Here is a 24754-nt window from a genome sequence, read left to right as displayed (position 1 = left end):
TAAATTGAAAAAATTGAAGCTGCACGGCTTTAACAATCTGACCAAAAGCCTGAGTTTTTGCATTTATGATATCTGCTACGCAAAAACGGCAGAGGAGCGCGATGGCTACATCGCCTATATTGATGAACTCTATAACGCCAACCGCCTGACGGAAATTTTGTCGGAGACCTGTTCGATTATCGGCGCCAATATTCTTAACATTGCCCGTCAGGATTATGAACCTCAGGGCGCCAGCGTGACTATTCTGGTCAGCGAAGAGCCGATCGACCCGCAGCTCATCGATCAGACGGAACACCCGGGCCCGCTACCGGAAACCGTCGTGGCGCATCTCGATAAAAGCCATATTTGCGTTCACACTTACCCGGAAAGCCATCCTGAAGGCGGGCTGTGCACCTTCCGCGCCGATATTGAAGTCTCAACCTGCGGAGTCATTTCGCCGCTGAAAGCCCTGAACTATCTGATTCACCAGCTTGAATCCGATATCGTCACCATCGATTACCGCGTTCGCGGCTTCACCCGTGATGTGAACGGTATGAAGCACTTCATCGATCATGAAATCAACTCCATTCAAAACTTCATGTCCGAGGATATTAAATCTTTGTATGACATGGTGGACGTGAACGTTTATCAGGAAAATATTTTCCATACCAAGATGTTGCTGAAGGAGTTCGACCTTAAGCACTACATGTTTCACACCAGGCCGGAAGATTTAACGGAAGAAGAGCGCAGGGTCATCACCGATCGGCTCTGGAAAGAGATGCGCGAAATTTACTACGCAAGAAATATTCCGGCGGTGTAACGCCCGGTGGAGCACGGAGGCTCCGCCAGACTTAGCGCTGCTGCATAAACTCCCGATAGGCAGCAACGACCTGCAAAAAATCTTCAACGCCGCAGAGCGAGAGGCTTTCTTCGTCATAGTAGCTCATCCCCTCTTCTATCTCATCGCCGGAAAAATCCAGCTGATTAGCGCGGATCATCACTTCTTCACCATCCAGCCATAGCGTGTATTCATGGCCGGCACGTTGCCAGGAACGTTCGCTGCCTTTAATGGTACGCGCAGCCTGCTCTACTTCATCCAGCAGGGTAAGGTTGCCTTTAACCTCCTCGTTGAACCAGTGGCCGAGCGCCTCATGGTCCATCGACATTCGCACCTTTACCACTCCGGTAATATCGCGCAGAAATTCGTAATCCATAGTCTTTTCCTCTGCAAGGGCAGTACGTCACCGCTGCACTGTACCCATAACGTCATTATCGCAGCAGTCAGAGAGAAAAAAAGCGTCGCAGACGGAGGGATTGGAAATAAAAATGCCCGGTGATGCAATGTTCACCGGGCATTGAAGGGATTATGTACAACGCTGACTTATTGCGTTATACCGCGGTCTGGAAAATCACCCCATCAGCCTTCTCAGTATACTGACCCAGCTGATCGAAGTTCAGGTAGCGGTAGGTATCCGCCGCGGTTTTATCCACCTGAGCAACGTAGGTCTGATACTCTTCCGGTGTCGGTAGCTTACCAATCAGCGCCGCAACGGCCGCCAGCTCCGCAGAAGCCAGGAAGACGTTAGCGCCGGTACCTAAACGGTTCGGGAAGTTACGGGTTGAGGTTGAAACCACCGTCGCACCGTCGGCAACGCGCGCCTGGTTACCCATACACAGGGAGCAGCCAGGAATTTCAATACGCGCACCGCTCTTACCGAACACGCTGTAGTAGCCTTCTTCAGTCAGCTGCGCAGCATCCATACGGGTTGGCGGCGCCACCCACAGGCGAGTCGGCAGTTGGCCTTTGTGCCTGTCCAGCAGCTTACCGGCCGCGCGGAAGTGGCCAATGTTGGTCATGCAGGAACCGATAAAGACTTCATCGATCTTCTCACCCTGCACGTCGGACAGCAGACGCGCATCGTCCGGATCGTTCGGCGCGCAGAGGATAGGCTCTTTGATATCGGCCAGATCGATCTCGATCACCGCCGCATATTCTGCATCCGCATCGCCTTCCAGCAGCTGCGGATCGGCCAGCCATTTTTCCATGCCCTGAACGCGACGCTCCAGCGTACGACGATCGCCGTAACCTTCGGCGATCATCCACTTCAGCAGGACGATATTGGAGGTCAGATATTCAACAATCGGCTCTTTGTTCAGCTTGATGGTACAGCCGGCAGCAGAACGCTCGGCGGAGGCATCGGTCAGCTCAAACGCCTGCTCGACTTTCAGATCCGGCAGACCTTCAATTTCCAGAATGCGGCCAGAAAAGATGTTTTTCTTCCCTTTCTTCTCAACGGTCAGCAGACCTTGTTTGATTGCGTACAGCGGGATCGCATGCACCAGATCGCGCAGAGTGATACCCGGCTGCATTTTGCCTTTAAAGCGAACCAGTACTGATTCCGGCATATCCAGCGGCATAACGCCGGTTGCTGCGGCAAACGCCACCAGACCGGAGCCTGCCGGGAAAGAGATACCAATCGGGAAACGGGTATGCGAGTCACCGCCGGTGCCCACGGTATCCGGCAGCAGCATACGGTTCAGCCAGGAGTGGATAACGCCATCGCCCGGACGCAGCGATACGCCGCCGCGGTTCATAATGAAGTCCGGCAGCGTATGGTGCGTTGTCACGTCAACCGGCTTCGGATACGCAGCGGTGTGGCAGAAGGACTGCATCACCAGGTCGGCAGAGAAGCCCAGGCATGCCAGGTCTTTCAGCTCATCACGGGTCATTGGGCCAGTGGTGTCCTGAGAGCCTACGGAGGTCATCTTCGGTTCGCAATAAGCGCCCGGACGGACGCCGGCAACGCCGCAGGCGCGGCCAACCATTTTCTGCGCCAGCGAGTATCCGCGGCTGCTTTCCGCTACATCTTTCGCCTGACGGAAAACATCGCTGTGCGGCAGACCCAGCGCTTCACGCGCTTTGGTGGTCAGGCCGCGACCGATAATCAGCGGAATACGGCCACCGGCGCGGACTTCGTCGATCAGCACGTCGGTTTTCAGTTCGAAGTTCGCCAGCAGCTCGCCGGTTTCGTGGTTACGCACTTCGCCTTTGAACGGATAAACGTCGATGACGTCGCCCATATTCAGGCGGTTTACGTCAACTTCAATCGGCAGCGCGCCAGCATCTTCCATGGTGTTGAAGAAGATAGGCGCAATTTTGCCGCCGAGAACCAGACCGCCGCCGCGTTTGTTCGGCACGTTCGGAATATCGTCGCCCATAAACCACAGCACCGAGTTGGTGGCGGATTTACGCGATGAGCCGGTACCGACGACATCACCAACGTAGGCCAGCGGGAAGCCTTTTTGCTGCAGGGCTTCAATTTGCTTAATCGGGCCAACGACGCCAGGCTGATCCGGGTCGATACCTTCACGGGCGTTTTTCAGCATCGCCAGCGCGTGCAGCGGGATATCCGGACGGGACCAGGCATCAGGAGCCGGAGACAGGTCATCAGTATTGGTTTCACCGGTCACTTTAAAAACGGTCACGGTGATTTTATCGGCCAGCTGAGGACGGCTCAGGAACCACTCAGCGTCTGCCCAGGATTGCATCACCTGTTTGGCATATGCGTTGCCCGCTTTGGCTTTCTCTTCTACGTCGTAGAAATTATCAAACATCAGCAGGGTGTGGGACAGCGCTTTGGCGGCAATCGGCGCCAGCTTTGCGTCGTCGAGCGCGTCAATCAGGGGATGAATATTGTAACCGCCCTGCATGGTGCCCAGCAGTTCGATAGCTTTTTCAGGGGTAACCAGTGGGGAGGTCGCTTCGCCTTTAGCGATCGCGGCAAGGAATCCGGCTTTAACATAGGCGGCTTCGTCGACGCCTGGCGGTACGCGGTTAATTAACAGGTCTAACAGGAATTCTTCTTCACCCGCAGGCGGGTTTTTCAGCAGTTCTACCAGCGTGGCCATTTGGGTTGCATCTAAGGGTTTGGCAACAATCCCCTCGGCGGCACGCTCAGCTACGTGCTTACGGTATTCTTCTAGCACGACGGTTCTCCTCGCTCTCATTGTAAAATGCGGTAGGCGATTCTCTTCACGCTCCTGTGAGACAGCAGTTTGTAGGGTAAATGCCCGATACCGCGTCGGCAGCATAGCAGGATTTTGGCGGGGTGTTAATCTGTTTACAAAAAAGCAACATTAAAAATTAGCTGAATCGTTAAGGGCAGAATATTGCAGGTTTTATGTCAGTTTAGCGGAAGATAAAATTAATTCTGTTACACATAACTGACCACAATCCCAACAAAAATCAAAAACGCAAATGCGCCCTCCTTAATACTCAGACACTTCTCCGTCGTTCGACAATAGTCAATCGAAACGGGCCAACTTTTGTGTCGGGAGTACTCATGACGCTGCCTTTCAAACCCCACGTGCTCGCCCTGCTTTGCAGCGCCGGGCTACTCGCCGCCGCGGGTACGCTGTATGTAAAAAGCCGGGAACCGCAAACCGCTGCCGAGCCCCCTGCCGTTACGCAGACGGCTCAGGCAACCGCCGCCGCTCAGCCGGTGACTACCGCCTTAACTCCCGCGCAGATAGATCAGTGGGTCGCGCCGATTGCGCTCTATCCCGACAATCTACTGTCACAGGTGCTAATGGCTTCGACTTATCCGGGCAACGTCGTGCAGGCGGTGCAGTGGTCGCAGGATCATCCGACGATGAAAGGCGATTCGGCGGTACAGGCGGTGGCAAATCAGCCCTGGGATCCCAGCGTAAAATCGCTGGTCGCCTTCCCCGCTCTGCTGGCGTTAATGGGGGAAAACCCGCCATGGGTGGAAAACCTGGGGAACGCATTTCTTGCCCAACCTCAGGACGTAATGGACTCGGTGCAGCGCTTACGCGCCATTGCCCGGCAAACCGGAACGTTAAAATCCACGCCGCAGCAGAAAATCATTACCGCCACCAGCTCCGCGGTTCCGTCAACGTCAACAACCACCGCTTCCCGCAGTAGCAGCGCCGTCACCTCCTCCGCCCCGGCGCCAGTGATTATTAAGATCGAATCCACCGATCCGAATGTCGTGTATGTGCCGGCCTATAATCCCTCGGTGGTTTATGGCGCCTGGCCTGACGCGGCCTATCCACCGGTCTACCTGCCGCCGCCTCCCGGCGAGCAGTTCACCAATAGCTTTGTAAAAGGTTTTGGTTTTAGCCTCGGCGTCGCCACCACCTACGCCTTATTCAGCAATATCGACTGGGATGACAATGACCATCATCATGATGACGATCATCACCATCACGATGATGATCATCACGGCGGCTACTCGCACAACGGCGATAACATCCATATCAACGTGAATAATTTCAACCATATCACCGGGCAAAACCTGCCGGGGAATCATGCCAGCTGGCAGCATAATCCCACCTGGCGCGGTAATATTCCGTACCCAAACGACAACATTGCGCAGCAATTCCATCAGACCACTGTTCCCGGTGGGCTGAGCGCGACCCGACATCAGCCAGTCGATCGCAACGCACAGCGTCAGGCTGCAATGACTCAGCTGCAGCAGCGTACCGGCCCGGCGTCAGCAGCAGGTCACTCGAACGCACATGCGCCTTACCGCGATGCCCAGCGTCAGGCCGCATCGCAGCAGCTGCATCAGCTGACCCAGCGCAATAACTATCGCGGCTATGACCAGGCGCAGGCGGTTAATCATAGCGCCGTACAACCGCAACATCGGGAAGCGCTAAAAACGCAAATCCAGACTTCCACAGGGCAGCAGCAGCGCCGCGAACAGTTGCGGACCGCAACGCCCGAGCAACGCCAGCAGAAGCTAAATGACCTCCACGTCAATGCACTCAGCGGTAACGACATCCGCTCTCCCGACTGGCAGTTGCAGCGGGAACGCGGCCTGCAGAGCCGTCATATCTCAGGTTTAAACAGCGAGCAGCGCAGCGCGGTCAGAGAGCACTTATCCGCCCATCGTGAACTGCGCCATCGCTGAGGATACGCAAATGAAAAAATTATTAAAAATGACGCTGCTGGCCCTGGCCCTGACGCCCGGCATGGCGCTAGCTCAGCAGCAGTTTTCCTCCCCTGATGAGGCCGCAAGCGCGCTGGCTGAGGCAATCGGCAGGCATGATGAATCTGCTCTCAACGAGCTGCTCGGCGATAGCTGGCAGCAATTTTTACCGCCGGATGGCATCGACCCTGACGCCGTCGCTCGCTTTCAGCGTGACTGGAAGGTTGGCCACCGTATCGTTCTGCAGGAAAATACCGCCTGGCTGGAGGTAGGCCGGACAGAGTGGCGTCTGCCGATACCCATCATCAAAGATAACGATGGCTGGCATTTTGATATGGCCGCGGCTGAAGATGAGATTCTCACGCGCGCAATTGGTCGTAATGAACTGTCAGCCATTCAGGCTATGCACGCTTACGTTGACGCTCAGCAGGATTTTTATCAGTTAAACCACGCCTGGGCGCAGAAGATTATCAGCAGCGACGGCAAGAAGGATGGGCTCTACTGGCCCGTCGCGCCGGGAGAGGCAGCCAGCCCGTTAGGGCCGGCCTTCAGCCCCGTTGAACCCGGGGAGGGCTATCATGGCTATCGTTTCCGTATTATCAAAGATGGGGGCAATCATGGCGTCGCCCTGCTGGCATGGCCCACGACATGGGGGAAAACCGGCATCATGAGCTTTATGGTCAACCAGGATGATCGCGTTTATCAGACTAATTTAGGTGAAGAAACGCCGAACAAGGCGCAGGCCATTTCTCAGTTTTCACCTGATAATGGCTGGCAGGCCATCGATCAGTAAAAAAGCCCGGCGCGCGATAACGCCGCCGGGCCATATCGCCGTGATGAGTTAGCCCTGATGAGGCATCAGAGACGGGTCGCCCGCAAAAGCCGGTTTAGTGCTGCTCAACGCCGCTTCGTCAGCGCTGATGCTACCGGAATTCGCCGCCCACACGCCTTCGCGAGTCTTCGTAATCTGCTGATGCTGCATATTTAAATCCTGGCCCATAGCCGCAATATGCGTACTTTCAGTACCGCCGCTGTTATCAGCCCAGGGGATAACGGCATCAGCTGCGCAGGCCATGCCCGAAACTAAGGTTGCTGCCAACAGCGTCGTCGTTAAAAATCTTTTCATCACACACCTCACATATAGTTAATTAGCTATAAGTTTACAGAGTTACTATTTTTCAAGTATTAATAAGGTATGCAATTTTATTAACAGCGACACAGTTCTAAACATCAGGCATAAAAAAAAGCGGCTCACTGAGCCGCTTCTTCATTTTGCCTGAAAGAAAAACTTACTTTTTCTTCGCTTTCGCGTTCGGCAGGTCGGTGATGCTACCTTCAAAGACTTCCGCAGCCAGGCCAACGGACTCGTGCAGAGTCGGGTGAGCATGGATAGTCAGCGCGATGTCTTCAGCGTCACAGCCCATTTCAATCGCCAGACCGATTTCACCCAGCAGCTCGCCGCCGTTGGTGCCGACAATCGCCCCGCCGATAACGCGATGAGATTCTTTGTCGAAAATCAGTTTGGTCATACCGTCAGCGCAGTCAGAAGCGATAGCGCGGCCAGAAGCCGCCCACGGGAAGGTGGCGGTTTCATAGCTGATGCCTTTCTCTTTCGCTTCTTTCTCTGTCAGACCAACCCATGCAACTTCTGGTTCGGTATAAGCGATAGACGGGATAACTTTCGGGTCGAAGTAGTGCTTCATACCGGCGATAACTTCTGCGGCAACGTGGCCTTCGTGAACGCCTTTGTGCGCCAGCATCGGCTGACCAACGATATCGCCGATCGCGAAGATGTGCGGCACGTTAGTGCGCAGCTGTTTGTCGACGCGGATAAAGCCACGCTCGTCAACTTCAACGCCTGCTTTACCGGCATCGAGGTTTTTACCGTTCGGCACGCGGCCGATAGCGACCAGAACGGCATCGTAGCGCTGCGCTTCCGCCGGGGCTTTTTTGCCTTCCATGGAAACGTAGATACCGTCTTCTTTCGCTTCAACGGCGGTCACTTTAGTTTCCAGCATCAGGTTGAATTTCTTGCTGATGCGCTTGGTGAAGACTTTCACCACGTCTTTATCGGCAGCCGGGATAACCTGGTCGAACATTTCAACCACGTCAATCTCTGAACCCAGCGCGTGATATACGGTGCCCATTTCCAGACCGATGATACCGCCGCCCATAACCAGCAGACGTTTTGGTACGGTTTTCAGCTCCAGCGCATCGGTGGAGTCCCATACGCGCGGATCTTCATGCGGAATGAACGGCAGTTCAATCGGACGGGAACCCGCCGCGATGATAGCGTTGTCGAAGTTGATCACGGTTTTGCCGTTTTCGCCTTCCACTTCCAGGGTGTTAGCGCCGGTAAATTTACCCAGACCGTTAACCACCTTCACTTTACGACCTTTGGCCATGCCAGCCAGACCACCGGTCAGCTGAGTGATGACTTTTTCTTTCCAGGTGCGAATCTTGTCAATGTCGGTTTTCGGCTCACCGAAAACGATGCCGTGTTCGGCCAGCGCTTTCGCTTCTTCGATAACTTTTGCAACGTGCAGCAGTGCTTTAGAAGGGATACAGCCGACGTTCAGGCAAACACCGCCGAGGGTGCTGTAACGTTCTACGATGACGGTTTCCAGACCTAAATCAGCGCAACGGAAGGCAGCAGAATAACCTGCGGGACCTGCCCCAAGTACCACGACCTGAGTTTTGATTTCAGTACTCATCATGACCTCTGTAATTTGTATCCGGCGGGTCTGACGCTATAGTTTTTACGCCCATGTCCACCGGGACGTTCTATCCGCAAGCATTTTACAAAATTGTTAACAATTTTGAAACAACAAACGGCAAACGATTTTGTCCTTTATTGCTGGTAACTTCAAAACGCAGAAGAGATTACCAGAAAAAAGCCGGCCGTCAGGCCGGCTTTTCGCTTACATCACCAGGCGGCGAATGTCGCTCAGCATATTGTTGATGATGGTGATAAAGCGCGCACCATCAGCACCGTCGATCACGCGGTGGTCGAAGGACAGAGAGATCGGCATCATCAGACGCGGAACAAACTCTTTACCATTCCACACCGGCTCCATCGCGGACTTGGACACGCCGAGGATAGCCACTTCCGGCGCGTTAACGATCGGCGCGAAGTGGGTAGTACCCAGGCCGCCGATGCTGGAGATAGTGAAGCAACCGCCCTGCATTTCGCCAGCGGTCAGCTTACCATCACGCGCTTTCTTAGAAATCACAGTCAGTTCACGAGACAGCTCGGTTACGCTCTTCTTGTTCACATCTTTAAAGACCGGAACCACCAGGCCATTCGGGGTATCAACCGCCACACCGATGTTGATGTATTTCTTCAGCGTCAGACGCTGGCCATCTTCAGAGAGCGAGCTGTTGAAGCGCGGCATTTGCTCAAGCGCAGCGGCAACAGCTTTCATGATGAAGACAACCGGAGTGAATTTCACGTCCAGTTTACGCTTCTCAGCTTCGGCGTTCTGCTGTTTACGGAACGCTTCCAGATCGGTGATATCGGTTTTGTCGAAGTGAGTAACGTGCGGGATCATCACCCAGTTACGGCTCAGGTTAGCACCAGAGATTTTCTGAATGCGGCCCAGTTCAACTTCTTCCACTTCACCAAACTTGCTGAAGTCCACTTTCGGCCACGGCAGCATGCCCGGGATCCCGCCACCGGTTGCCGCAGGCGCAGCTTCAGCGCGTTTAACCGCTTCTTTCACGTAAGCCTGAACGTCTTCGCGCAGGATACGGCCTTTGCGACCCGTACCTTTCACTTTCGCCAGGTTGACGCCGAACTCGCGCGCCAGGCGACGAATCAGCGGCGTTGCATGAACGTACGCGTCGTTTTCAGCGAACTCAGATTTGCCTTCCGCTTTAGCAGCAGGAGCTGCAGCAGGTTTCGCCGCCTGAGCCGGAGCTGCCGCAGGTGCAGCGGCTTCTTGCTTAGCCGGAGCCGCTGCAGGCGCTGCGCCTTCCACTTCGAAGACCATAATCAGGGAGCCGGTTGAGACTTTGTCGCCGGTGCTGATTTTGATCTCTTTCACGGTGCCCGCAAACGGCGCCGGAACTTCCATAGAGGCTTTATCGCCTTCTACGGTGATCAGCGACTGTTCAGCGGCAATCTTATCGCCCACTTTAACCATCACTTCAGTGACTTCAACTTCATCACCGCCGATATCCGGAACGTGAACTTCTTTAGAACCCGAAGCTGCCGGTGCAGCAGCAGCCGGAGCGGCTTCCGCTTTTGCCGGAGCTGCGGCAGGCGCTGCGCCCGCTACTTCGAAGATCATGATCAGAGAGCCGGTTGAGACTTTATCGCCGGTGTTAATCTTGATCTCTTTCACGGTACCCGCGAACGGCGCCGGAACTTCCATAGAGGCTTTATCGCCTTCTACGGTGATCAGCGACTGTTCAGCGGCGATGGTGTCGCCCACTTTAACCATGATTTCAGTGACTTCAACTTCATCACCGCCGATATCCGGTACGTGAACTTCTTTTGCGCTCGCGGCTGCAGGCGCAGCGGCGGCCGGAGCGGCTTCTTTCTTCTCTTCCTGCGCAGGTGCAGCGGCTGCTGCACCATCGGCGGAATCGAAAATCATGATCAGTTTACCGGTCTCGGTTTTGTCGCCGACGGAGACTTTAATCTCTTTAACAACGCCAGCCTGCGGAGACGGGACTTCCATAGAGGCTTTGTCGCCTTCTACGGTGATCAGCGACTGTTCAGCTTCAACTTTGTCGCCAACTTTGACCAGAATCTCGGTGATTTCAACTTCATCAGCCCCGATGTCCGGTACTTTGATTTCGATAGCCATTATTCTTTTACCTCTTACGCCAGACGCGGGTTAACTTTATCTGCATCGATGTTGAATTTAGTGATGGCTTCCGCAACCACTTTCTTATCGATTTCGCCACGTTTAGCCAGTTCGCCCAGCGCTGCTACCACCACGTAGGAAGCATCAACTTCGAAGTGGTGACGCAGGTTTTCACGGCTGTCAGAGCGACCGAAGCCGTCGGTACCCAGTACGCGGTAATCATCAGCCGGTACGTAAGTACGAACCTGCTCAGCGAACAGTTTCATATAGTCAGTAGACGCAACTGCCGGAGCGTCGTTCATCACCTGAGCAATGTACGGAACGCGCGGAGTTTCCAGCGGGTGCAGCATGTTCCAGCGTTCACAGTCCTGGCCATCGCGCGCCAGTTCGGTGAAGGAGGTAACGCTGTACACGTCAGAGCCTACGCCGTAGTCGTTGGCCAGGATCTGCGCTGCTTCACGCACGTGACGCAGGATAGAACCGGAGCCCAGCAGCTGAACTTTACCTTTGCTACCTGCAACGGTTTCGAGTTTATAGATACCTTTACGGATACCTTCCTCGGCGCCTTCCGGCATCGCCGGCATATGGTAGTTTTCGTTCAGCGTGGTGATGTAGTAGTAAACGTTCTCTTGCGCTTCACCGTACATACGTTCCAGACCATCCTGCATGATGACCGCAACTTCGTACGCGTAAGACGGATCGTAAGAGATACAGTTCGGGATAGTCAGAGACTGAATGTGGCTGTGGCCATCTTCGTGCTGCAGACCTTCGCCGTTCAGCGTGGTACGACCGGAAGTCCCGCCGATCAGGAAGCCGCGAGCCTGCTGGTCGCCAGCCTGCCAGCACAGATCGCCGATACGCTGGAACCCGAACATGGAGTAGTAGATGTAGAACGGGATCATCGGCAGGTTGTTGGTGCTGTAAGAAGTCGCAGCAGCCAGCCAGGAGGCGCCGGCACCCAGTTCGTTGATACCTTCCTGCAGAATCTGGCCTTTTTCGTCTTCTTTGTAGTAAGCAACCTGCTCACGGTCCTGCGGAGTGTACTGCTGGCCGTTCGGGCTGTAGATACCAATCTGACGGAACAGACCTTCCATACCAAAGGTACGCGCTTCATCGGCGATGATCGGCACAAGGCGGTCTTTGATGGATTTGTTCTTCAGCATCACGTTCAGGGCACGTACGAACGCGATAGTGGTCGAGATCTCTTTGTTCTGCTCTTCCAGCAGCGGACGGAAATCTTCCAGGGTCGGCAGCTCCAGCTTCTCAGTGAAGTGGGTCTGACGGCTCGGCAGATAGCCGTGCAGTTTCTGACGCTGGGCGTGCAGGTAAGTGTGCTCTTCGGAACCTTCCGGGAAGGTTACGTACGGCAGTTTTTCGATATCAGCATCGGCAACCGGCACATTGAAACGATCGCGGACGTAGCGTACGCCGTCCATGTTCATTTTCTTAACCTGGTGAGCGATGTTTTTACCTTCGGCGGTGTCACCCATGCCGTAACCTTTGATGGTATGGGCAAGGATTACGGTAGCTTTGCCTTTGGTTTCCTGCGCTTTTTTCAGTGCAGCATAGACTTTCTTCGGATCGTGACCGCCGCGGTTCAGGGCCCAGATCTGCTCGTCAGTCCAGTCGGCAACCAGCGCTGCGGTCTCCGGATATTTACCGAAGAAGTGCTCACGCACGTAAGCGCCGTCTTTGGATTTGAAGGTCTGGTAATCGCCGTCAACGGTTTCTTCCATCAGTTGGATCAGTTTACCGCTGGTATCTTTACGCAGCAGCTCATCCCAGCGACCGCCCCAGATAACCTTGATAACGTTCCAGCCGGCACCGCCAAAGATGCCTTCCAGTTCGTTAATGATCTTGCCATTACCGGTAACCGGACCGTCAAGGCGCTGCAGGTTACAGTTGATTACGAAGACCAGGTTGTCCAGCTTCTCACGGGTTGCGATGGTGATCGCGCCTTTAGATTCCGGCTCGTCCATCTCACCGTCGCCGAGGAAAGCGTAAACGGTCTGTTTAGAGGTGTCTTTCAGGCCGCGGTGTTCCAGATATTTCAGGAATTTAGCCTGATAAATCGCACCGATTGGGCCCAGACCCATAGAGACGGTCGGGAACTGCCAGAATTCCGGCATCAGTTTCGGGTGCGGGTAAGAGGACAGACCTTTACCGTGAACTTCCTGACGGAAGTTGTTCATCTGCTCTTCAGTCAGACGACCTTCCAGGAAAGCACGCGCATAGACGCCCGGAGAGATGTGGCCCTGGAAGTAAACCAGGTCGCCGCCGTCCTGCTCGTTGCGTGCGCGGAAGAAGTGGTTAAAGCACACTTCGTAGAAGGTTGCGGAAGACTGGAAAGAAGCCATGTGGCCGCCCAGTTCGAGATCTTTTTTCGATGCGCGCAGAACGGTCATGATGGCGTTCCAGCGGATCGCAGAACGGATACGACGTTCCAGATCCAGATTACCCGGGTATTCCGGCTCATCTTCAACGGCAATAGTGTTCACGTAACCGCCGGTCGATGCGCCAGCAGCCACTTTCACCCCGCCTTTGCGGGCTTCAGAAAGGAGTTGGTCAATAAGATACTGAGCGCGCTCAACACCTTCTTCACGGATGACCGATTCGATCGCCTGTAGCCAGTCGCGAGTTTCGATCGGATCCACGTCATTTGGTAAACGTTCTGACATGGGGGGTATTCCTTATCTATCTAATCGTTGATTAATCTGGAACCTGTCCCATTGCGCTCTTTGTTCTTCATGCTTCTGGCTGTCTCTTTGTTGGCTTCGCTACCTCACTCCAGTCGCATAGTTCACTATGCTCCCGGGGATTCGCGCGCTTGCCGCCGCGATACACCCAAAATTATTTTGAACAACTAAAAGTGCAATAAGACAGGTTCTGCGTTTAGTTGCCGCGCTCTAAAAATGGCGCTTAAGAACCGGAGTTCTCATCCTTTCGTTGCTGTAAACGACGCAGTGAGCGTTCACGACGGCTCTGCTCACGGCTACGATCCAGCAAAATTTCCTCTATGAACGCCAGGTGACGATGCGAGGCTTCACGCGCCTGCTCCGGCTCCCCGGCGATTATCGCCTCAAAAATTCGAGTGCGATGATTGCTGACCTGCGGGAGCATTTCCCGGCGGGCGTACAACAATTCAAAATTCTGGCGAACGTTCTGAGCCAGCATTGGCTCCATACAGCGTAGTAGATGGAGCAGCACAACATTGTGCGCCGCTTCGGTGACGGCTATTTGATACTGGACGACGGCATCGGATTCAGCATCAAGATCGCCCGACTGCTGAGCCCGCTCGATAGCCTGATGCAGCTCGCGAATGCGTTCGCGATCTTCATCATTGCTGCGCAGCGCTGCGTAATATGCGGCAATGCCTTCAAGCGCGTGACGGGTTTCCAGCAGATCAAATTGGGATTCAGGGTGGTCGGACAGTAGCTCTACCAGCGGATCGCTGAAGCTCTGCCACAGGCGGCTTTGTACAAACGTTCCGCCCCCCTGGCGACGAAGCAACAACCCCTTAGCTTCGAGGCGTTGAATAGCCTCACGTAGCGAGGGTCGGGAAACGTCAAACTGTTTTGCCAGTTCACGTTCAGGCGGGAGCTTTTCACCGGGGCGCAACGTCCCCTCAAGGATTAAAAACTCCAGCTGCTGCTCTATCACATCGGATAGTTTTGGTTGGCGGATCTTGCTGTAGGCCATATTCCCTGTCTCTGCCATTAGCCCGGAGTCAATTGGTCTTACCAATTCATAGTTCGTATCGCTAAAGTAACAAAGTATTCACCTTCTGTCCATACAGGTTTTGATTGAAATCATTAAACCCGGCACGTTTTAACAACCTTACAGAAATAACATTTCATAAATGTAACTTTGCACAAATGTTGCGTTTACTCACAAGGAGGTAGCATTAACTAAATGGAAACGAAAAATTACGCTATCTGAACCGATTCAACGCCTTTTTTAATGAATATAAATTCACTTAACATGAATAACAGAGAAAAAAGGAGTAGATGCGGAGTATGCTGGCATAATTTACAAATGGTTTCTTTTTGCTCGCTTCGTCATCATCCCTTCATAAAGCAGGTGCATTCAGCGGCGCTTATCACTATTCTCCATGATACGAAAGGCCTTTTCATGAATTACCCTCTCTGCCTTGCGTAAACAAATAAGTACACATACGGAATTTGATAATTACACACATACAATAATATGTGCGCTACATCACTCGGGGAAAAACGGGGCGCAGGCTCAGTGAAACTTCGCTGACTATGCTATCAGGCAGGGATGGACAGCGAAGCAGTCACCTGATGGATGACGCATACAAACATAATAACCATAACCACACACGAGGTTTCATGATGGAAGGTCAACAGCATGGCGATCGGCTAAAGCGCGGCCTTAAAAACCGCCACATTCAGCTTATTGCGCTGGGAGGCGCTATCGGTACCGGTTTGTTTCTGGGTAGTGCATCCGTCATCCAAAATGCAGGTCCCGGTATTATTCTGGGCTACGCAATTGCCGGTTTCATTGCCTTCCTGATCATGCGTCAGCTGGGCGAGATGGTGGTAGAAGAGCCGGTAGCCGGTTCATTTAGTCATTTCGCCTATAAATACTGGGGCGGCTTTGCGGGCTTTGCTTCCGGATGGAACTACTGGGTTCTCTACGTTCTGGTGGCCATGGCCGAGCTGACCGCGGTCGGGAAATACGTTCAGTTCTGGTGGCCGGAAATTCCCACCTGGGTTTCTGCGGCTATTTTCTTTATCGCCATCAATGCTATCAACCTGACTAACGTCAAGGTGTTTGGCGAAATGGAGTTCTGGTTCGCGATCATTAAAGTTGTCGCCGTTGTGGCGATGATCCTGTTCGGCGGCTGGCTGTTGTTCAGCGGCAACGGCGGTCCGCAGGCTACCGTACGCAACCTGTGGGAGCAAGGCGGGTTCCTGCCGCACGGCTTCACCGGGCTGGTGATGATGATGGCGATTATTATGTTCTCCTTCGGCGGCCTTGAGCTGGTGGGTATTACCGCCGCAGAAGCAGATAACCCGGAGCAAAGTATCCCGAAAGCGACCAACCAGGTTATCTACCGCATTCTGATTTTCTATGTAGGATCGCTGGCCGTTCTGCTCTCTCTGCTGCCGTGGAGCCGCGTGACCGCCGATACCAGCCCGTTCGTCCTTATCTTCCACGAACTGGGCGATACCTTCGTCGCTAATGCCCTGAATATTGTGGTATTAACCGCAGCGCTTTCCGTTTACAACAGCTGCGTATACTGCAACAGCCGTATGCTGTTCGGTCTGGCCCAGCAGGGGAACGCGCCAAAAGCGCTGATGAGCGTCGATAAACGCGGCGTGCCGGTTAATACGATCCTCGTTTCCGCGCTGGTCACCGCGCTGTGCGTACTGATTAACTACTTCGCGCCGGAATCCGCGTTTGGTCTGCTGATGGCGCTGGTGGTTTCTGCGCTGGTGATCAACTGGGCGATGATTAGCCTGGCGCACATTAAATTCCGCCGCGCTAAGCAGCAACAGGGCGTGGTCACCCGCTTCCCGGCGCTGTTTTATCCGTTAGGCAACTGGATCTGCCTGCTATTTATGGTCGGGGTGCTGGTTATTATGCTGATGACTCCGGGTATGGCGATTTCCGTCTATCTGATCCCGGTGTGGATTGCCGTTCTCGGCGTCGGTTATCTGTTCAAGCAGAAAACCGCCAGCGCCGTTAAAGCATAATCATACATCACCTGAATCTGTGCCCGCCCGCCGCTGGCGGGCACAGCGCATTGTTATCTGCTTCACACTTTCCTCGTCATAACCCATTTATCCATATCGTCGACCCTATCCTGCAACGCAATCATCTCTTACCCGACTAATAATCCTCTCCATACCGCAACGGGGAGATCGTCGCTATGAATGGCAATAAGCTTTCAGTTAAAGAGAAAATAGGCTACGGAATGGGCGATGCCGGATGTAATATTATCTTCGGCGCCATCATGTTGTTTGTTAACTATTTTTATACGGATATTTTTGGTCTCGCACCGGCGCTGGTCGGGGTGCTTCTGCTTTCCGTACGCGTTATTGATGCCGTGACCGACCCGATTATGGGGGCAATGGCAGACCGTACCCGCAGCAAATATGGCCGTTTTCGCCCGTGGCTCCTGTGGATCGCCTTCCCGTACGCGCTGTTCAGCGTCCTGATGTTTACCACCCCGGAATGGACGTACAATAGCAAGGTTATCTATGCTTTCGTCACCTACTTCCTGCTCTCTCTGACCTACACCGCGATCAACATCCCCTACTGCTCATTGGGTAGCGTGATTACGAACGACCCGCAGGAACGCGTGGCCTGCCAGTCATATCGTTTCGTATTGGTCGGCATCGCTACCCTGTTGCTCTCCCTGACGCTGCTGCCGATGGCGGACTGGTTCGGCGGCGAGGATAAAGCCAAAGGCTACCAGATGGCGATGACCGTGCTGGCGATTATCGGTATGTGCATGTTCTTGTTCTGCTTCGCCACCGTCCGTGAACGCGTAAAACCCGCAGTCCAGACCAACGACGAGCTGAAAAAAGATCTAAAAGACGTCTGGAAAAACGACCAGTGGGTTCGCATCCTGCTGTTAACGCTGTGCAACGTCTGTCCGGGCTTTATCCGTATGGCTGCGACTATGTACTACGTCACCTGGGTTATGCAACAAAGCACCCACTTCGCCACGCTGTTTATCAGCTTCGGGGTTGTCGGAATGATGATCGGCAGTATGCTGGCTAAAGTCCTGACCGACCGCTGGTGCAAACTGCAGGTGTTTTTCTGGACCAATATCGTCCTGGCGATTTTCTCCTGCGCGTTCTATTTCTTCGACCCGCACGCCACCATGATGATTATGGTGCTCTACTTCCTGCTGAACATTCTGCACCAGATCCCGTCGCCGCTGCACTGGTCGCTGATGGCCGACGTTGATGACTACGGCGAATGGAAGACCGGTAAGCGCATCACCGGCATCAGCTTCTCCGGCAATCTGTTCTTCCTGAAAGTCGGCCTGGCCATTGCCGGCGCGATGGTTGGCTTCCTGCTCTCCTGGTACGGTTACGATGCCGGCGCGAAGCAGCAAAGCGCTTCCGCGATTAACGGTATCGTATTGCTGTTCAGCGTTATCCCCGGCGTCGGCTATCTGATTACCGCCGGCGTGGTGCGTATGCTGAAGGTAAACCGCGAATTTATGCGGCAAATTCAGTCCGACCTCGAAAAACGTCGGATTAACTACAGCGAGCTCAACGACTATCAGGAACTGAAAACCGGCGAACATGTAAGGAAAGCATAATGAAAAACTGGCCGAACCCATTTATTGAACAACGCGCGGACCCTTATATTCTGCGCCATCAGGATAGCTACTACTTTATCGCCTCGGTACCGGAGTATGACCGTCTGGAAATCCGTCGCTCAGCCACCCTTGAAGGCTTGCGCGACGCGCAGCCGGTGGTCGTCTGGCGTAAGCCGGACAACGGCCCAATGAGCCAGCTCATATGGGCCCCGGAGCTGCATAAAATTAACGGCAAATGGTATATCTACTTTGCCGCCAGCCACACGCACGATCTGGATGCGCTGGGTATGTTCCAGCACCGCATGTTCGCGCTGGAATGCGCGGACAGCGACCCGTTAACCGGTAAATGGCAGGAAAAAGGCCAGATTAAAACGCCGCTTGATACCTTTGCGCTGGATGCCACGACTTTCCGCCATCAGGGTAAGCAGTGGTATCTGTGGGCGCAAAAAGATCCTGAAATTAAAGGCAATACCAACCTCTATCTGGCTGAACTGGAAAATCCGTGGACGCTAAAAGGTCAGCCGGTCATGCTGAGTCAACCCGAGTTCGACTGGGAGTGCCGAGGTTTTCTGGTGAACGAAGGCCCGGCGGTACTGTTCCATGGCAACAAGCTGTTCGTCAGCTATTCCGCCAGCGCCACCGACGAAAACTACTGCATGGGCCTACTGTGGATAGACGTCAGCGCCGACCCTCTCCGCCCGGAAAACTGGCATAAAGCGCCGCAGCCGGTATTTCGTACCAGCTATGAGAATCGTCAGTATGGGCCCGGCCACAATAGCTTTACGCAAACACCGGAGGGAGAAGATGTGCTGGTGTACCATGCGCGCAACTACACCGAAATCGAAGGCGACCCGCTGTATGATCCGAATCGCCATACGCGCCTGAAGCTGATTCGCTGGCAAGAAAACGGGATGCCTGATTTTGGCATCCCGGCAGCAGAGACGAATTAAAAGCGGAACCTGCCCGCCAGCGGGCAGGTGCTTAAATCAACGTACCGTAAATCGTCAGCAGCGCCATAATCACGACCACCACCAGCGATGTTTTTTTCGCCATTGAGACTGCCGCCTTCGGCGTTGCCACTTTATCCACATGCGGCTCGCGCGCAAGTGAATACTGCGCCAGGCGCGTCAGCACCTGATACTGCGAAGAGTGGCGGTCGCCCAGCGAAGCAAACCACGCAGGCAAAGCCTTTTCCCCGTGTCCAATCAGCGCGTAGACCACGCCGACCAGACGTACCGGAACCCAGTCGACTACGTGCAAAATGCCGTCAATCCCCGACTGTAAGCGATGACGCGGCGTCTGATAACGCGCCAGCCAGGTCTGCCAGGCCCGCAGCGTACAATAGGCCACCAGAGTTAGCGGCCCCCACGGTCCGCCGACAACGAACCAGAACAGCGGAGCGAGATAGTAGCGGTAGTTAATCCACAGCAGCGCGTTTTGCAGCTCGCTCAGATATTCACGCTGGTCGCAGCCGGGCGGCACGCCGTGGATCAGGGTGAGCTCGCTGGCCATCGCATCGCAGGCGCGGCTATCGTCGCGCGCCGCGGCTTTCAGATAGGCGTGATAGTGCAAACGCACTTTACCTGCGCCAATACACAGCAAACCAAGCAGGATCCAGAACACCAGCAAAGGAACGTTAAACAGCTGCCCTTGCAGCAGGCGCTGAATAACATACACGACCACCGCCGCCGCTGCCGTCATCAGTACGGTGGTCAGCAGGGAATAATGCTTAACCCGGCGAAACAGCACTTCCAGCCGGTGATCGAGCTGCCAGTGCTCGCCAAGCTTAAACAAACGCTCGGCTATAAGTACTAACAGCGTAGTGAACAACGTCATGGCATCTCCTTATTCTGACGACGGGGTTAACAGACTGCGAAATTTAGCCCAGTCAAAGGCCGGACCGGGATCCGTTTTACGCACGGGCGCAATATCGCAATGGCCGGTGATATGGTCAGCTATCGCCGGATAAAGCAAGATAAGCTGACGGGTAACCGCAACCAGTTGCTGATACTGCGCGTCGGTATAGGCCAGCGTATCGGTCCCTTCCAGCTCAATACCGATGGAAAAATCGTTGCAACGTTCTCGGCCGCGGTAGCTGGAAACGCCCGCGTGCCAGGCACGCTTATCAAAAGGGACATACTGCACGATTTCACCATCGCGGCGAATCAGACAGTGTGCCGAAACGCGAAGATGAGCTATTTCAGCAAAAAAAGGGTGCGCATTCGGATCGAGCGTCCCGCTGAACAGGGCATCAATCCATGGCCCGCCAAACTCACCTGGCGGCAGGCTAATATTATGCACCACCAGCAACGAAGGGGTTTCATTATCCGGGCGGCTATCGTAGTGCGGCGAAGGAACCCGACGCGCTTCTACCAGCCATCCCCCGTTCAACTGCATGTTGATCTCCTTATTACTAGCTTATGCATTCGCGGCACCGTAGCCATCGCATCCCCGGCATCATTTGCGCTCTTCTTCAGATGGCTAACACCAAAAACTCAACGCTGAAAACCACCGGCGAAATGAAGCGGATGTGGTACGGAAACGTCGTTCAGGTTAGCATGTTTCCCACTTCTGAATCTTATCTATCTGGAGCTTTCTCATGACGCCTCGTCGCTACAATCCCGACCGCCGCCGTGACGCGCTGCTGGAGCGTATTAATCTTGATATTACCGATGCCGTGGCCCAATCCCTGCGGGAAGATTTAGGCGGCGAAGTGGATGCCAATAATGACATTAGCGCCCAATTATTGCCGCAGGACGCACGCTCGCACGCGGTAGTGATCACCCGTGAAGACGGCGTATTTTGTGGTAAACGCTGGGTGGAAGAGGTCTTTATTCAGCTTGCGGGCGATGATGTTAACTTCACCTGGCATGTTGCCGATGGCGATGCGGTAAAAGCCAACCAGCCGCTGTTCGAGCTGGAAGGCCCTTCGCGTATTTTGCTTACCGGCGAACGTACCGCGCTTAATTTCGTGCAGACACTCTCCGGGGTGGCAAGCGAAGTTCGTCGCTATGTCGACCTACTGGCCGGCACTAAAACTCAGCTGCTCGATACACGCAAAACGCTGCCTGGACTGCGCACGGCGCTAAAATATGCCGTTCTTTGCGGCGGCGGCGCCAACCATCGTCTGGGTCTCTCCGATGCCTTTCTGATTAAAGAGAACCATATTATCGCTTCCGGCTCGGTACGGCAGGCGGTAGAAAAAGCGTTCTGGCTGCACCCGGATGTTCCGGTAGAAGTCGAAGTTGAAAACCTTGAAGAGCTGGATGAAGCGCTGAAAGCCGGTGCCGACATTATTATGCTCGATAACTTCACTACCGATATGATGCGCGAGGCGGTCAAACTCACCAATGGCCAGGCAGCGCTGGAAGTCTCCGGCAACGTCACATTCGACACCATTCGTGAATTCGCTGAAACCGGCGTCGATTACATTTCCGTAGGCGCATTGACCAAGCACGTCCGCGCTCTTGATCTCTCTATGCGTTTCCGCTAATTCCCTCGCCCCGGTTTGCACTTCATGCCGGGGCGCACTTTTGCGAACCGACTCGCACGCCAGTAATCTCTCACTGCAACCCGCAAAAAAAGCCTGGAAGCCTGCTTCCTTAGGCGCGATCCGCTGCTCGTATCGCAGAATAAACCCCGGCAAAGTGCTCCCGAGGATAACAAGGAGCAACTTATGGACAAACAACGTGGTTTTACTTTAATCGAACTGATGGTGGTCATCGGAATCATCGCGATACTCAGCGCAATCGGCATTCCGGCTTATCAGAACTACCTACGAAAAGCAGCGCTTACCGATATGCTGCAAACCTTCGTCCCTTTCCGCACCGCCATTGAGCTTTGCGCGCTTGAGCACGGCGGCATAACCACCTGCGATGGCGGCAGCAACGGTATCCCTTCGCCCGCGACTACTCGCTATGTCTCGGCCATGACCGTGGCGGCAGGCGTTGTCACGCTCACCGGACAGGAAAGTCTCAATGGCTTAAGCGTCACGATGACGCCGAACTGGGATAACGCTAACGGCATTACCGGCTGGCAGCGCGTGTGCAATATTACCGGTGATAGCGCACTCAAGCAGGCCTGTGAAGACGTGTTCCGTTTTAACTGAGGCCGCAGCAATGAAAACTGAACAATTAATACCTCTCTGCCAGCGCTATCACGCCTTGCTGCTTGATAGCAATGAACACACTATCGCTATCGCCGTGGTTGATTCCCCTGCCCCGGAGCTGCTGGAGGCGCTACGTTTTGCGACTCAGAAAAGGATTGATATCGAATGCTGGAGCCAGGATCGGATGGACAAGCGGCTGCAGGCACCGGGAATAGCAACGCTTGCCCCGCCTGTCGAAGCTTCAGCCAGCATCGTTGAACAGGTCAATAATCTTCTGGAACAAGCTCTGCGCCAGCGCGCATCGGATATTCATATCGAACCAGGCGAACAGCAACTGAGAATTCGCCTGCGGGTAGATGGCGTACTACATTCTCTGACGCCGCTGGCCCCGGAACTTGCCGCACCTATTACCGCCCGGCTTAAGGTGCTCGGCAATCTGGATATTGCCGAACATCGAACGCCGCAGGACGGCCAGTTCACCCTTACGCTCTCAGATCGTCCGATCTCGTTTCGGATCGCTACGCTTCCCTGCCGTGGAGGAGAAAAAATCGTTCTGCGCCTGTTACACCAGGTCGAGCAGACGCTGGACCTCGAAGCGCTGGGGCTCTCTTCACAACAGCTTGCCGCCTTTCGCTCGGCGCTTAACCAACCTCAGGGACTGATACTGGTCACCGGTCCGACGGGAAGCGGAAAAACCGTCACTCTTTATAGCGCGCTGCAGGCGCGAAATCGTGATGAGGTCAACATCTGTAGCGTGGAAGATCCGCTGGAGATCCCCATCGTGGGAATGAATCAAACGCAGATTAACCCACGCGCGGGGCTCACCTTTCACAGCGTGCTGCGCGCCCTGCTACGTCAGGATCCCGATATCGTTATGGTGGGAGAGATACGCGATGCTGAAACCGCGGAAATTGCGATAAAAGCAGCGCAAACCGGGCATCTGGTACTCTCAACATTGCACACCAATTCAACGTGTGAAACGCTGGTTCGCCTGCAGCAGATGGGCGTTGCGCGCTGGATGGTCTCATCCGCGCTCTCGCTGGTTGTCGCTCAACGCCTGGTACGGAAACTGTGCCCGCACTGCCGCCGTGAAACCGGCAGTTCGACCAACGTCCCGCATAGCCTGTGGCCGCGATCGCTTCCTCAGTGGCAGGCTCCGGGCTGCCAGCACTGCTATCACGGCTACTACGGTCGCCTGGCACTCTTCGAACTGCTGCCGGTTAATACCGCACTGCGGCAGGGGATTACCCAGGGCCTTAGCGCTGAGGAAATCGAAACGCTGGCGCGGGAATCCGGCATGATGACGCTGTTTGAAAGCGGCTGTCTGGCTGTAGAGCGTGGGATGACAAGTCTGGAAGAAGTGGTACGCGTTTTAGGGATCCCGCATGGCGACTAAACGACTCTGGCGCTGGCACGGTATCGATGGTCAGGGGATGCCCTGCCAGGGAACGCTCTGGCAGGATAATCGCCCTGAGGCATTGCAAAGCCTGGAGCGAGAGCGAATCATCCCGCTTACGCTGCGCCGCTGTAGTGTGCAAAAGTCCCTCTGGCATCCACGCTACAGCGGTGAGGTTATTCGCCAGCTGGCCGCCCTTCTCCAGGCCGGTCTTCCCCTTGCTGAGGGGCTTGGACTGCTGGCGCAGCAGCAGCCTAACGCGCAGTGGCAGGCATTGCTGCAAACCCTGGCTGAGGATCTGGCGCAAGGCATTTCGCTTTCAGGCTCCCTTGAAAAATGGCCCGAAGCTTTTCCTCCGCTCTATCTGGCAATGATCCGCACCGGAGAACTTACCGGTAAACTGGAGCTATGCTGCGCGCAGTTAGCTCATCAGCAGCGAGAACAGCGACTGCTTAGTGAAAAAGTCAAAAAGGCCCTGCGCTATCCTCTGATTATTTTGTCCCTGGCGCTACTGGTGGTGATGGGAATGCTGTGCTTTGTTTTGCCAGAGTTTGCTGCCATTTATCAAACCTTCAATACCCCGCTACCGCTGCTGACCCGCGCGGTCATGGGCATTGGCGAAGGGTTAACTCACTATTGGCCATTGCTCGCTGCGCTGCTCGTTTTACCTGCGATACTCAACCGACTGATTTGCCAGAGGCCCGACTGGCTGCTGTATCGTCAGAAACTTCTCCATAAGCTGCCGGTGTTTGGCAAACTGCTGTGCGGTCAGCGGCTTAGCCAGATATTTACCGTACTCGCATTGACGCAAAGCGCCGGTATCAGCTTTCTGCAGGGCCTGCAAAGCGTGGAAGAAACCCTGAGCTGTCCGCTATGGCGACAAAGGCTGCAGCAGGTTTCCCGGCAAATCACTCACGGCGCGCCCATCTGGCAGGCGCTCACTGACAGCGGAGGATTCACGCCGCTCTGTTTGCAACTGATACGTACCGGTGAAGCTTCGGGTTCGCTGGATACCATGCTGGAAAATCTGGCTCGCCATCACAGTGAGCAGACGCAACAGCAGGCGGATAACCTGGCCACCTTACTGGAACCGATGATGCTGGTCGTTACCGGAACGATTGTCGGCGTGCTGGTAGTCGCGATGTATTTACCCATTTTTCATCTGGGCGACGCCATTAGCGGGATGGGGGGATAGCG

At 54.6% G+C, this 24754-nt stretch carries 19 protein-coding genes; 10 read left to right on the top strand and 9 right to left on the bottom strand.

What is annotated here, in order from left to right:
- Nucleotides 1-4 precede the first annotated feature (4 nt).
- Nucleotides 5-799, top strand: coding sequence for an adenosylmethionine decarboxylase (gene speD / locus ACSIPU_RS20875; RefSeq protein WP_004108061.1), 795 nt, complete (start codon nt 5-7; stop codon nt 797-799).
- Between the two features lie 31 nt (nt 800-830).
- On the opposite strand, the gene yacL is transcribed toward speD, so the two are convergent.
- Nucleotides 831-1193 carry a protein YacL gene (gene yacL / locus ACSIPU_RS20870; protein WP_049127814.1) on the bottom strand — a complete coding sequence of 121 codons (363 nt, stop codon included), beginning with the start codon at nt 1191-1193 and terminating at the stop codon, nt 831-833.
- A gap of 175 nt (nt 1194-1368) precedes the next feature.
- Nucleotides 1369-3966: a bifunctional aconitate hydratase 2/2-methylisocitrate dehydratase gene (gene acnB, locus ACSIPU_RS20865; RefSeq protein ID WP_435322262.1), complete on the bottom strand. Its 2598-nt coding sequence runs from the start codon at nt 3964-3966 to the stop codon at nt 1369-1371.
- Between the two features lie 356 nt (nt 3967-4322).
- On the opposite strand from acnB, the gene ACSIPU_RS20860 reads away from it, so the two are divergent.
- Together ACSIPU_RS20860 and ACSIPU_RS20855 are read left to right on the top strand one after the other, a co-directional pair.
- Nucleotides 4323-5915 (top strand): DUF3300 domain-containing protein, encoded by a 1593-nt coding sequence (locus ACSIPU_RS20860; RefSeq protein ID WP_142472225.1) that lies wholly within the window; start codon nt 4323-4325, stop codon nt 5913-5915.
- Between the two features lie 10 nt (nt 5916-5925).
- Entirely contained in the window at nt 5926-6726 is an 801-nt protein-coding gene (locus ACSIPU_RS20855) for a DUF2950 family protein (protein ID WP_196558113.1), read from the top strand.
- 48 nt (nt 6727-6774) lie between these two features.
- On the opposite strand, the gene ACSIPU_RS20850 is transcribed toward ACSIPU_RS20855, so the two are convergent.
- The 5 genes from ACSIPU_RS20850 to pdhR all read right to left on the bottom strand — a co-directional run bounded on the left by ACSIPU_RS20850 (nt 6775) and on the right by pdhR (nt 14446).
- On the bottom strand, nt 6775-7059 hold the full coding sequence (locus tag ACSIPU_RS20850) for a hypothetical protein (RefSeq protein WP_004108075.1): 285 nt from the start codon (nt 7057-7059) through the stop codon (nt 6775-6777).
- A gap of 163 nt (nt 7060-7222) precedes the next feature.
- Complete coding sequence (gene lpdA, locus ACSIPU_RS20845) at nt 7223-8647, bottom strand: dihydrolipoyl dehydrogenase (RefSeq protein ID WP_004098637.1); 1425 nt, start codon at nt 8645-8647, stop codon at nt 7223-7225.
- Nucleotides 8648-8854: 207 nt separating this feature from the next.
- Nucleotides 8855-10747, bottom strand: a complete 1893-nt coding sequence (gene aceF, locus ACSIPU_RS20840) for a pyruvate dehydrogenase complex dihydrolipoyllysine-residue acetyltransferase (protein WP_004108076.1) — start codon at nt 10745-10747, stop codon at nt 8855-8857.
- A 14-nt stretch (nt 10748-10761) separates the two neighbouring features.
- Nucleotides 10762-13425: a pyruvate dehydrogenase (acetyl-transferring), homodimeric type gene (aceE, locus tag ACSIPU_RS20835; protein ID WP_004108078.1), complete on the bottom strand. Its 2664-nt coding sequence runs from the start codon at nt 13423-13425 to the stop codon at nt 10762-10764.
- Between the two features lie 241 nt (nt 13426-13666).
- Nucleotides 13667-14446 (bottom strand): pyruvate dehydrogenase complex transcriptional repressor PdhR, encoded by a 780-nt coding sequence (pdhR, locus tag ACSIPU_RS20830; protein WP_004098632.1) that lies wholly within the window; start codon nt 14444-14446, stop codon nt 13667-13669.
- Nucleotides 14447-15099: 653 nt separating this feature from the next.
- Between pdhR and aroP the strand changes: the two genes are divergently transcribed.
- The 3 genes from aroP (at nt 15100) to ACSIPU_RS20815 (ending at nt 19003) form a co-directional block, all read left to right on the top strand.
- On the top strand, nt 15100-16470 hold the full coding sequence (gene aroP / locus ACSIPU_RS20825; protein WP_160886621.1) for an aromatic amino acid transporter AroP: 1371 nt from the start codon (nt 15100-15102) through the stop codon (nt 16468-16470).
- Between the two features lie 176 nt (nt 16471-16646).
- Nucleotides 16647-18053: a glycoside-pentoside-hexuronide (GPH):cation symporter gene (locus ACSIPU_RS20820; protein WP_070555837.1), complete on the top strand. Its 1407-nt coding sequence runs from the start codon at nt 16647-16649 to the stop codon at nt 18051-18053.
- Nucleotides 18053-19003: a glycoside hydrolase family 43 protein gene (locus ACSIPU_RS20815; RefSeq protein WP_049095957.1), complete on the top strand. Its 951-nt coding sequence runs from the start codon at nt 18053-18055 to the stop codon at nt 19001-19003. Before ACSIPU_RS20820 ends, ACSIPU_RS20815 begins: the two co-directional genes overlap by 1 nt.
- Nucleotides 19004-19034: 31 nt before the next feature.
- Here the strand turns inward: ACSIPU_RS20815 and ampE are convergent, their stop codons facing one another.
- Nucleotides 19035-19889, bottom strand: coding sequence for a beta-lactamase regulator AmpE (ampE, locus tag ACSIPU_RS20810; protein WP_032728902.1), 855 nt, complete (start codon nt 19887-19889; stop codon nt 19035-19037).
- A 9-nt stretch (nt 19890-19898) separates the two neighbouring features.
- On the bottom strand, nt 19899-20450 hold the full coding sequence (ampD, locus tag ACSIPU_RS20805; protein WP_004108091.1) for a 1,6-anhydro-N-acetylmuramyl-L-alanine amidase AmpD: 552 nt from the start codon (nt 20448-20450) through the stop codon (nt 19899-19901).
- Nucleotides 20451-20652: 202 nt separating this feature from the next.
- On the opposite strand from ampD, the gene nadC reads away from it, so the two are divergent.
- The 4 genes from nadC to hofC all read left to right on the top strand — a co-directional run bounded on the left by nadC (nt 20653) and on the right by hofC (nt 24752).
- Nucleotides 20653-21546 (top strand): carboxylating nicotinate-nucleotide diphosphorylase, encoded by an 894-nt coding sequence (gene nadC, locus ACSIPU_RS20800; RefSeq protein ID WP_004108093.1) that lies wholly within the window; start codon nt 20653-20655, stop codon nt 21544-21546.
- 183 nt (nt 21547-21729) lie between these two features.
- A complete protein-coding gene (gene ppdD, locus ACSIPU_RS20795) occupies nt 21730-22161 on the top strand; it encodes a prepilin peptidase-dependent pilin (RefSeq protein ID WP_004108095.1) in 432 nt (143 codons plus the stop codon).
- A 10-nt stretch (nt 22162-22171) separates the two neighbouring features.
- The gene (gspE, locus tag ACSIPU_RS20790) at nt 22172-23557 is read left to right on the top strand and encodes a type II secretion system protein GspE (RefSeq protein WP_004108097.1); all 1386 of its coding nucleotides are present in this window, start codon (nt 22172-22174) and stop codon (nt 23555-23557) included.
- The gene (hofC, locus tag ACSIPU_RS20785) at nt 23547-24752 is read left to right on the top strand and encodes a protein transport protein HofC (RefSeq protein ID WP_032728899.1); all 1206 of its coding nucleotides are present in this window, start codon (nt 23547-23549) and stop codon (nt 24750-24752) included. The genes gspE and hofC overlap by 11 nt, the downstream gene beginning before the upstream one ends.
- Nucleotides 24753-24754 lie beyond the last annotated feature (2 nt).

This window comes from Klebsiella sp. HN106, assembly GCF_051209435.1.
In the GTDB taxonomy this organism is placed as follows: Bacteria; Pseudomonadota; Gammaproteobacteria; order Enterobacterales; family Enterobacteriaceae; genus Klebsiella; species Klebsiella oxytoca.
The sequence above is the reverse complement of the archived record's forward strand: the minus strand, read 5'-3'. Positions and strand labels throughout refer to the sequence as shown.

What these genes read in the sequence shown, in the direction of transcription:
- nadC (WP_004108093.1), top strand. Translation starts at nt 20,653, where the DNA reads ATGACGCCTCGTCGCTACAATCCCGACCGCCGCCGTGACGCGCTGCTG.
- ppdD (WP_004108095.1), top strand. Translation starts at nt 21,730, where the DNA reads ATGGACAAACAACGTGGTTTTACTTTAATCGAACTGATGGTGGTCATC.
- ACSIPU_RS20820 (WP_070555837.1), top strand. Translation starts at nt 16,647, where the DNA reads ATGAATGGCAATAAGCTTTCAGTTAAAGAGAAAATAGGCTACGGAATG.
- pdhR (WP_004098632.1), bottom strand. Translation starts at nt 14,446, where the DNA reads ATGGCCTACAGCAAGATCCGCCAACCAAAACTATCCGATGTGATAGAG.
- ampD (WP_004108091.1), bottom strand. Translation starts at nt 20,450, where the DNA reads ATGCAGTTGAACGGGGGATGGCTGGTAGAAGCGCGTCGGGTTCCTTCG.
- aroP (WP_160886621.1), top strand. Translation starts at nt 15,100, where the DNA reads ATGATGGAAGGTCAACAGCATGGCGATCGGCTAAAGCGCGGCCTTAAA.
- aceE (WP_004108078.1), bottom strand. Translation starts at nt 13,425, where the DNA reads ATGTCAGAACGTTTACCAAATGACGTGGATCCGATCGAAACTCGCGAC.
- ACSIPU_RS20850 (WP_004108075.1), bottom strand. Translation starts at nt 7,059, where the DNA reads ATGAAAAGATTTTTAACGACGACGCTGTTGGCAGCAACCTTAGTTTCG.
- aceF (WP_004108076.1), bottom strand. Translation starts at nt 10,747, where the DNA reads ATGGCTATCGAAATCAAAGTACCGGACATCGGGGCTGATGAAGTTGAA.
- ACSIPU_RS20815 (WP_049095957.1), top strand. Translation starts at nt 18,053, where the DNA reads ATGAAAAACTGGCCGAACCCATTTATTGAACAACGCGCGGACCCTTAT.
- ampE (WP_032728902.1), bottom strand. Translation starts at nt 19,889, where the DNA reads ATGACGTTGTTCACTACGCTGTTAGTACTTATAGCCGAGCGTTTGTTT.
- lpdA (WP_004098637.1), bottom strand. Translation starts at nt 8,647, where the DNA reads ATGAGTACTGAAATCAAAACTCAGGTCGTGGTACTTGGGGCAGGTCCC.
- gspE (WP_004108097.1), top strand. Translation starts at nt 22,172, where the DNA reads ATGAAAACTGAACAATTAATACCTCTCTGCCAGCGCTATCACGCCTTG.
- ACSIPU_RS20855 (WP_196558113.1), top strand. Translation starts at nt 5,926, where the DNA reads ATGAAAAAATTATTAAAAATGACGCTGCTGGCCCTGGCCCTGACGCCC.
- yacL (WP_049127814.1), bottom strand. Translation starts at nt 1,193, where the DNA reads ATGGATTACGAATTTCTGCGCGATATTACCGGAGTGGTAAAGGTGCGA.
- ACSIPU_RS20860 (WP_142472225.1), top strand. Translation starts at nt 4,323, where the DNA reads ATGACGCTGCCTTTCAAACCCCACGTGCTCGCCCTGCTTTGCAGCGCC.
- hofC (WP_032728899.1), top strand. Translation starts at nt 23,547, where the DNA reads ATGGCGACTAAACGACTCTGGCGCTGGCACGGTATCGATGGTCAGGGG.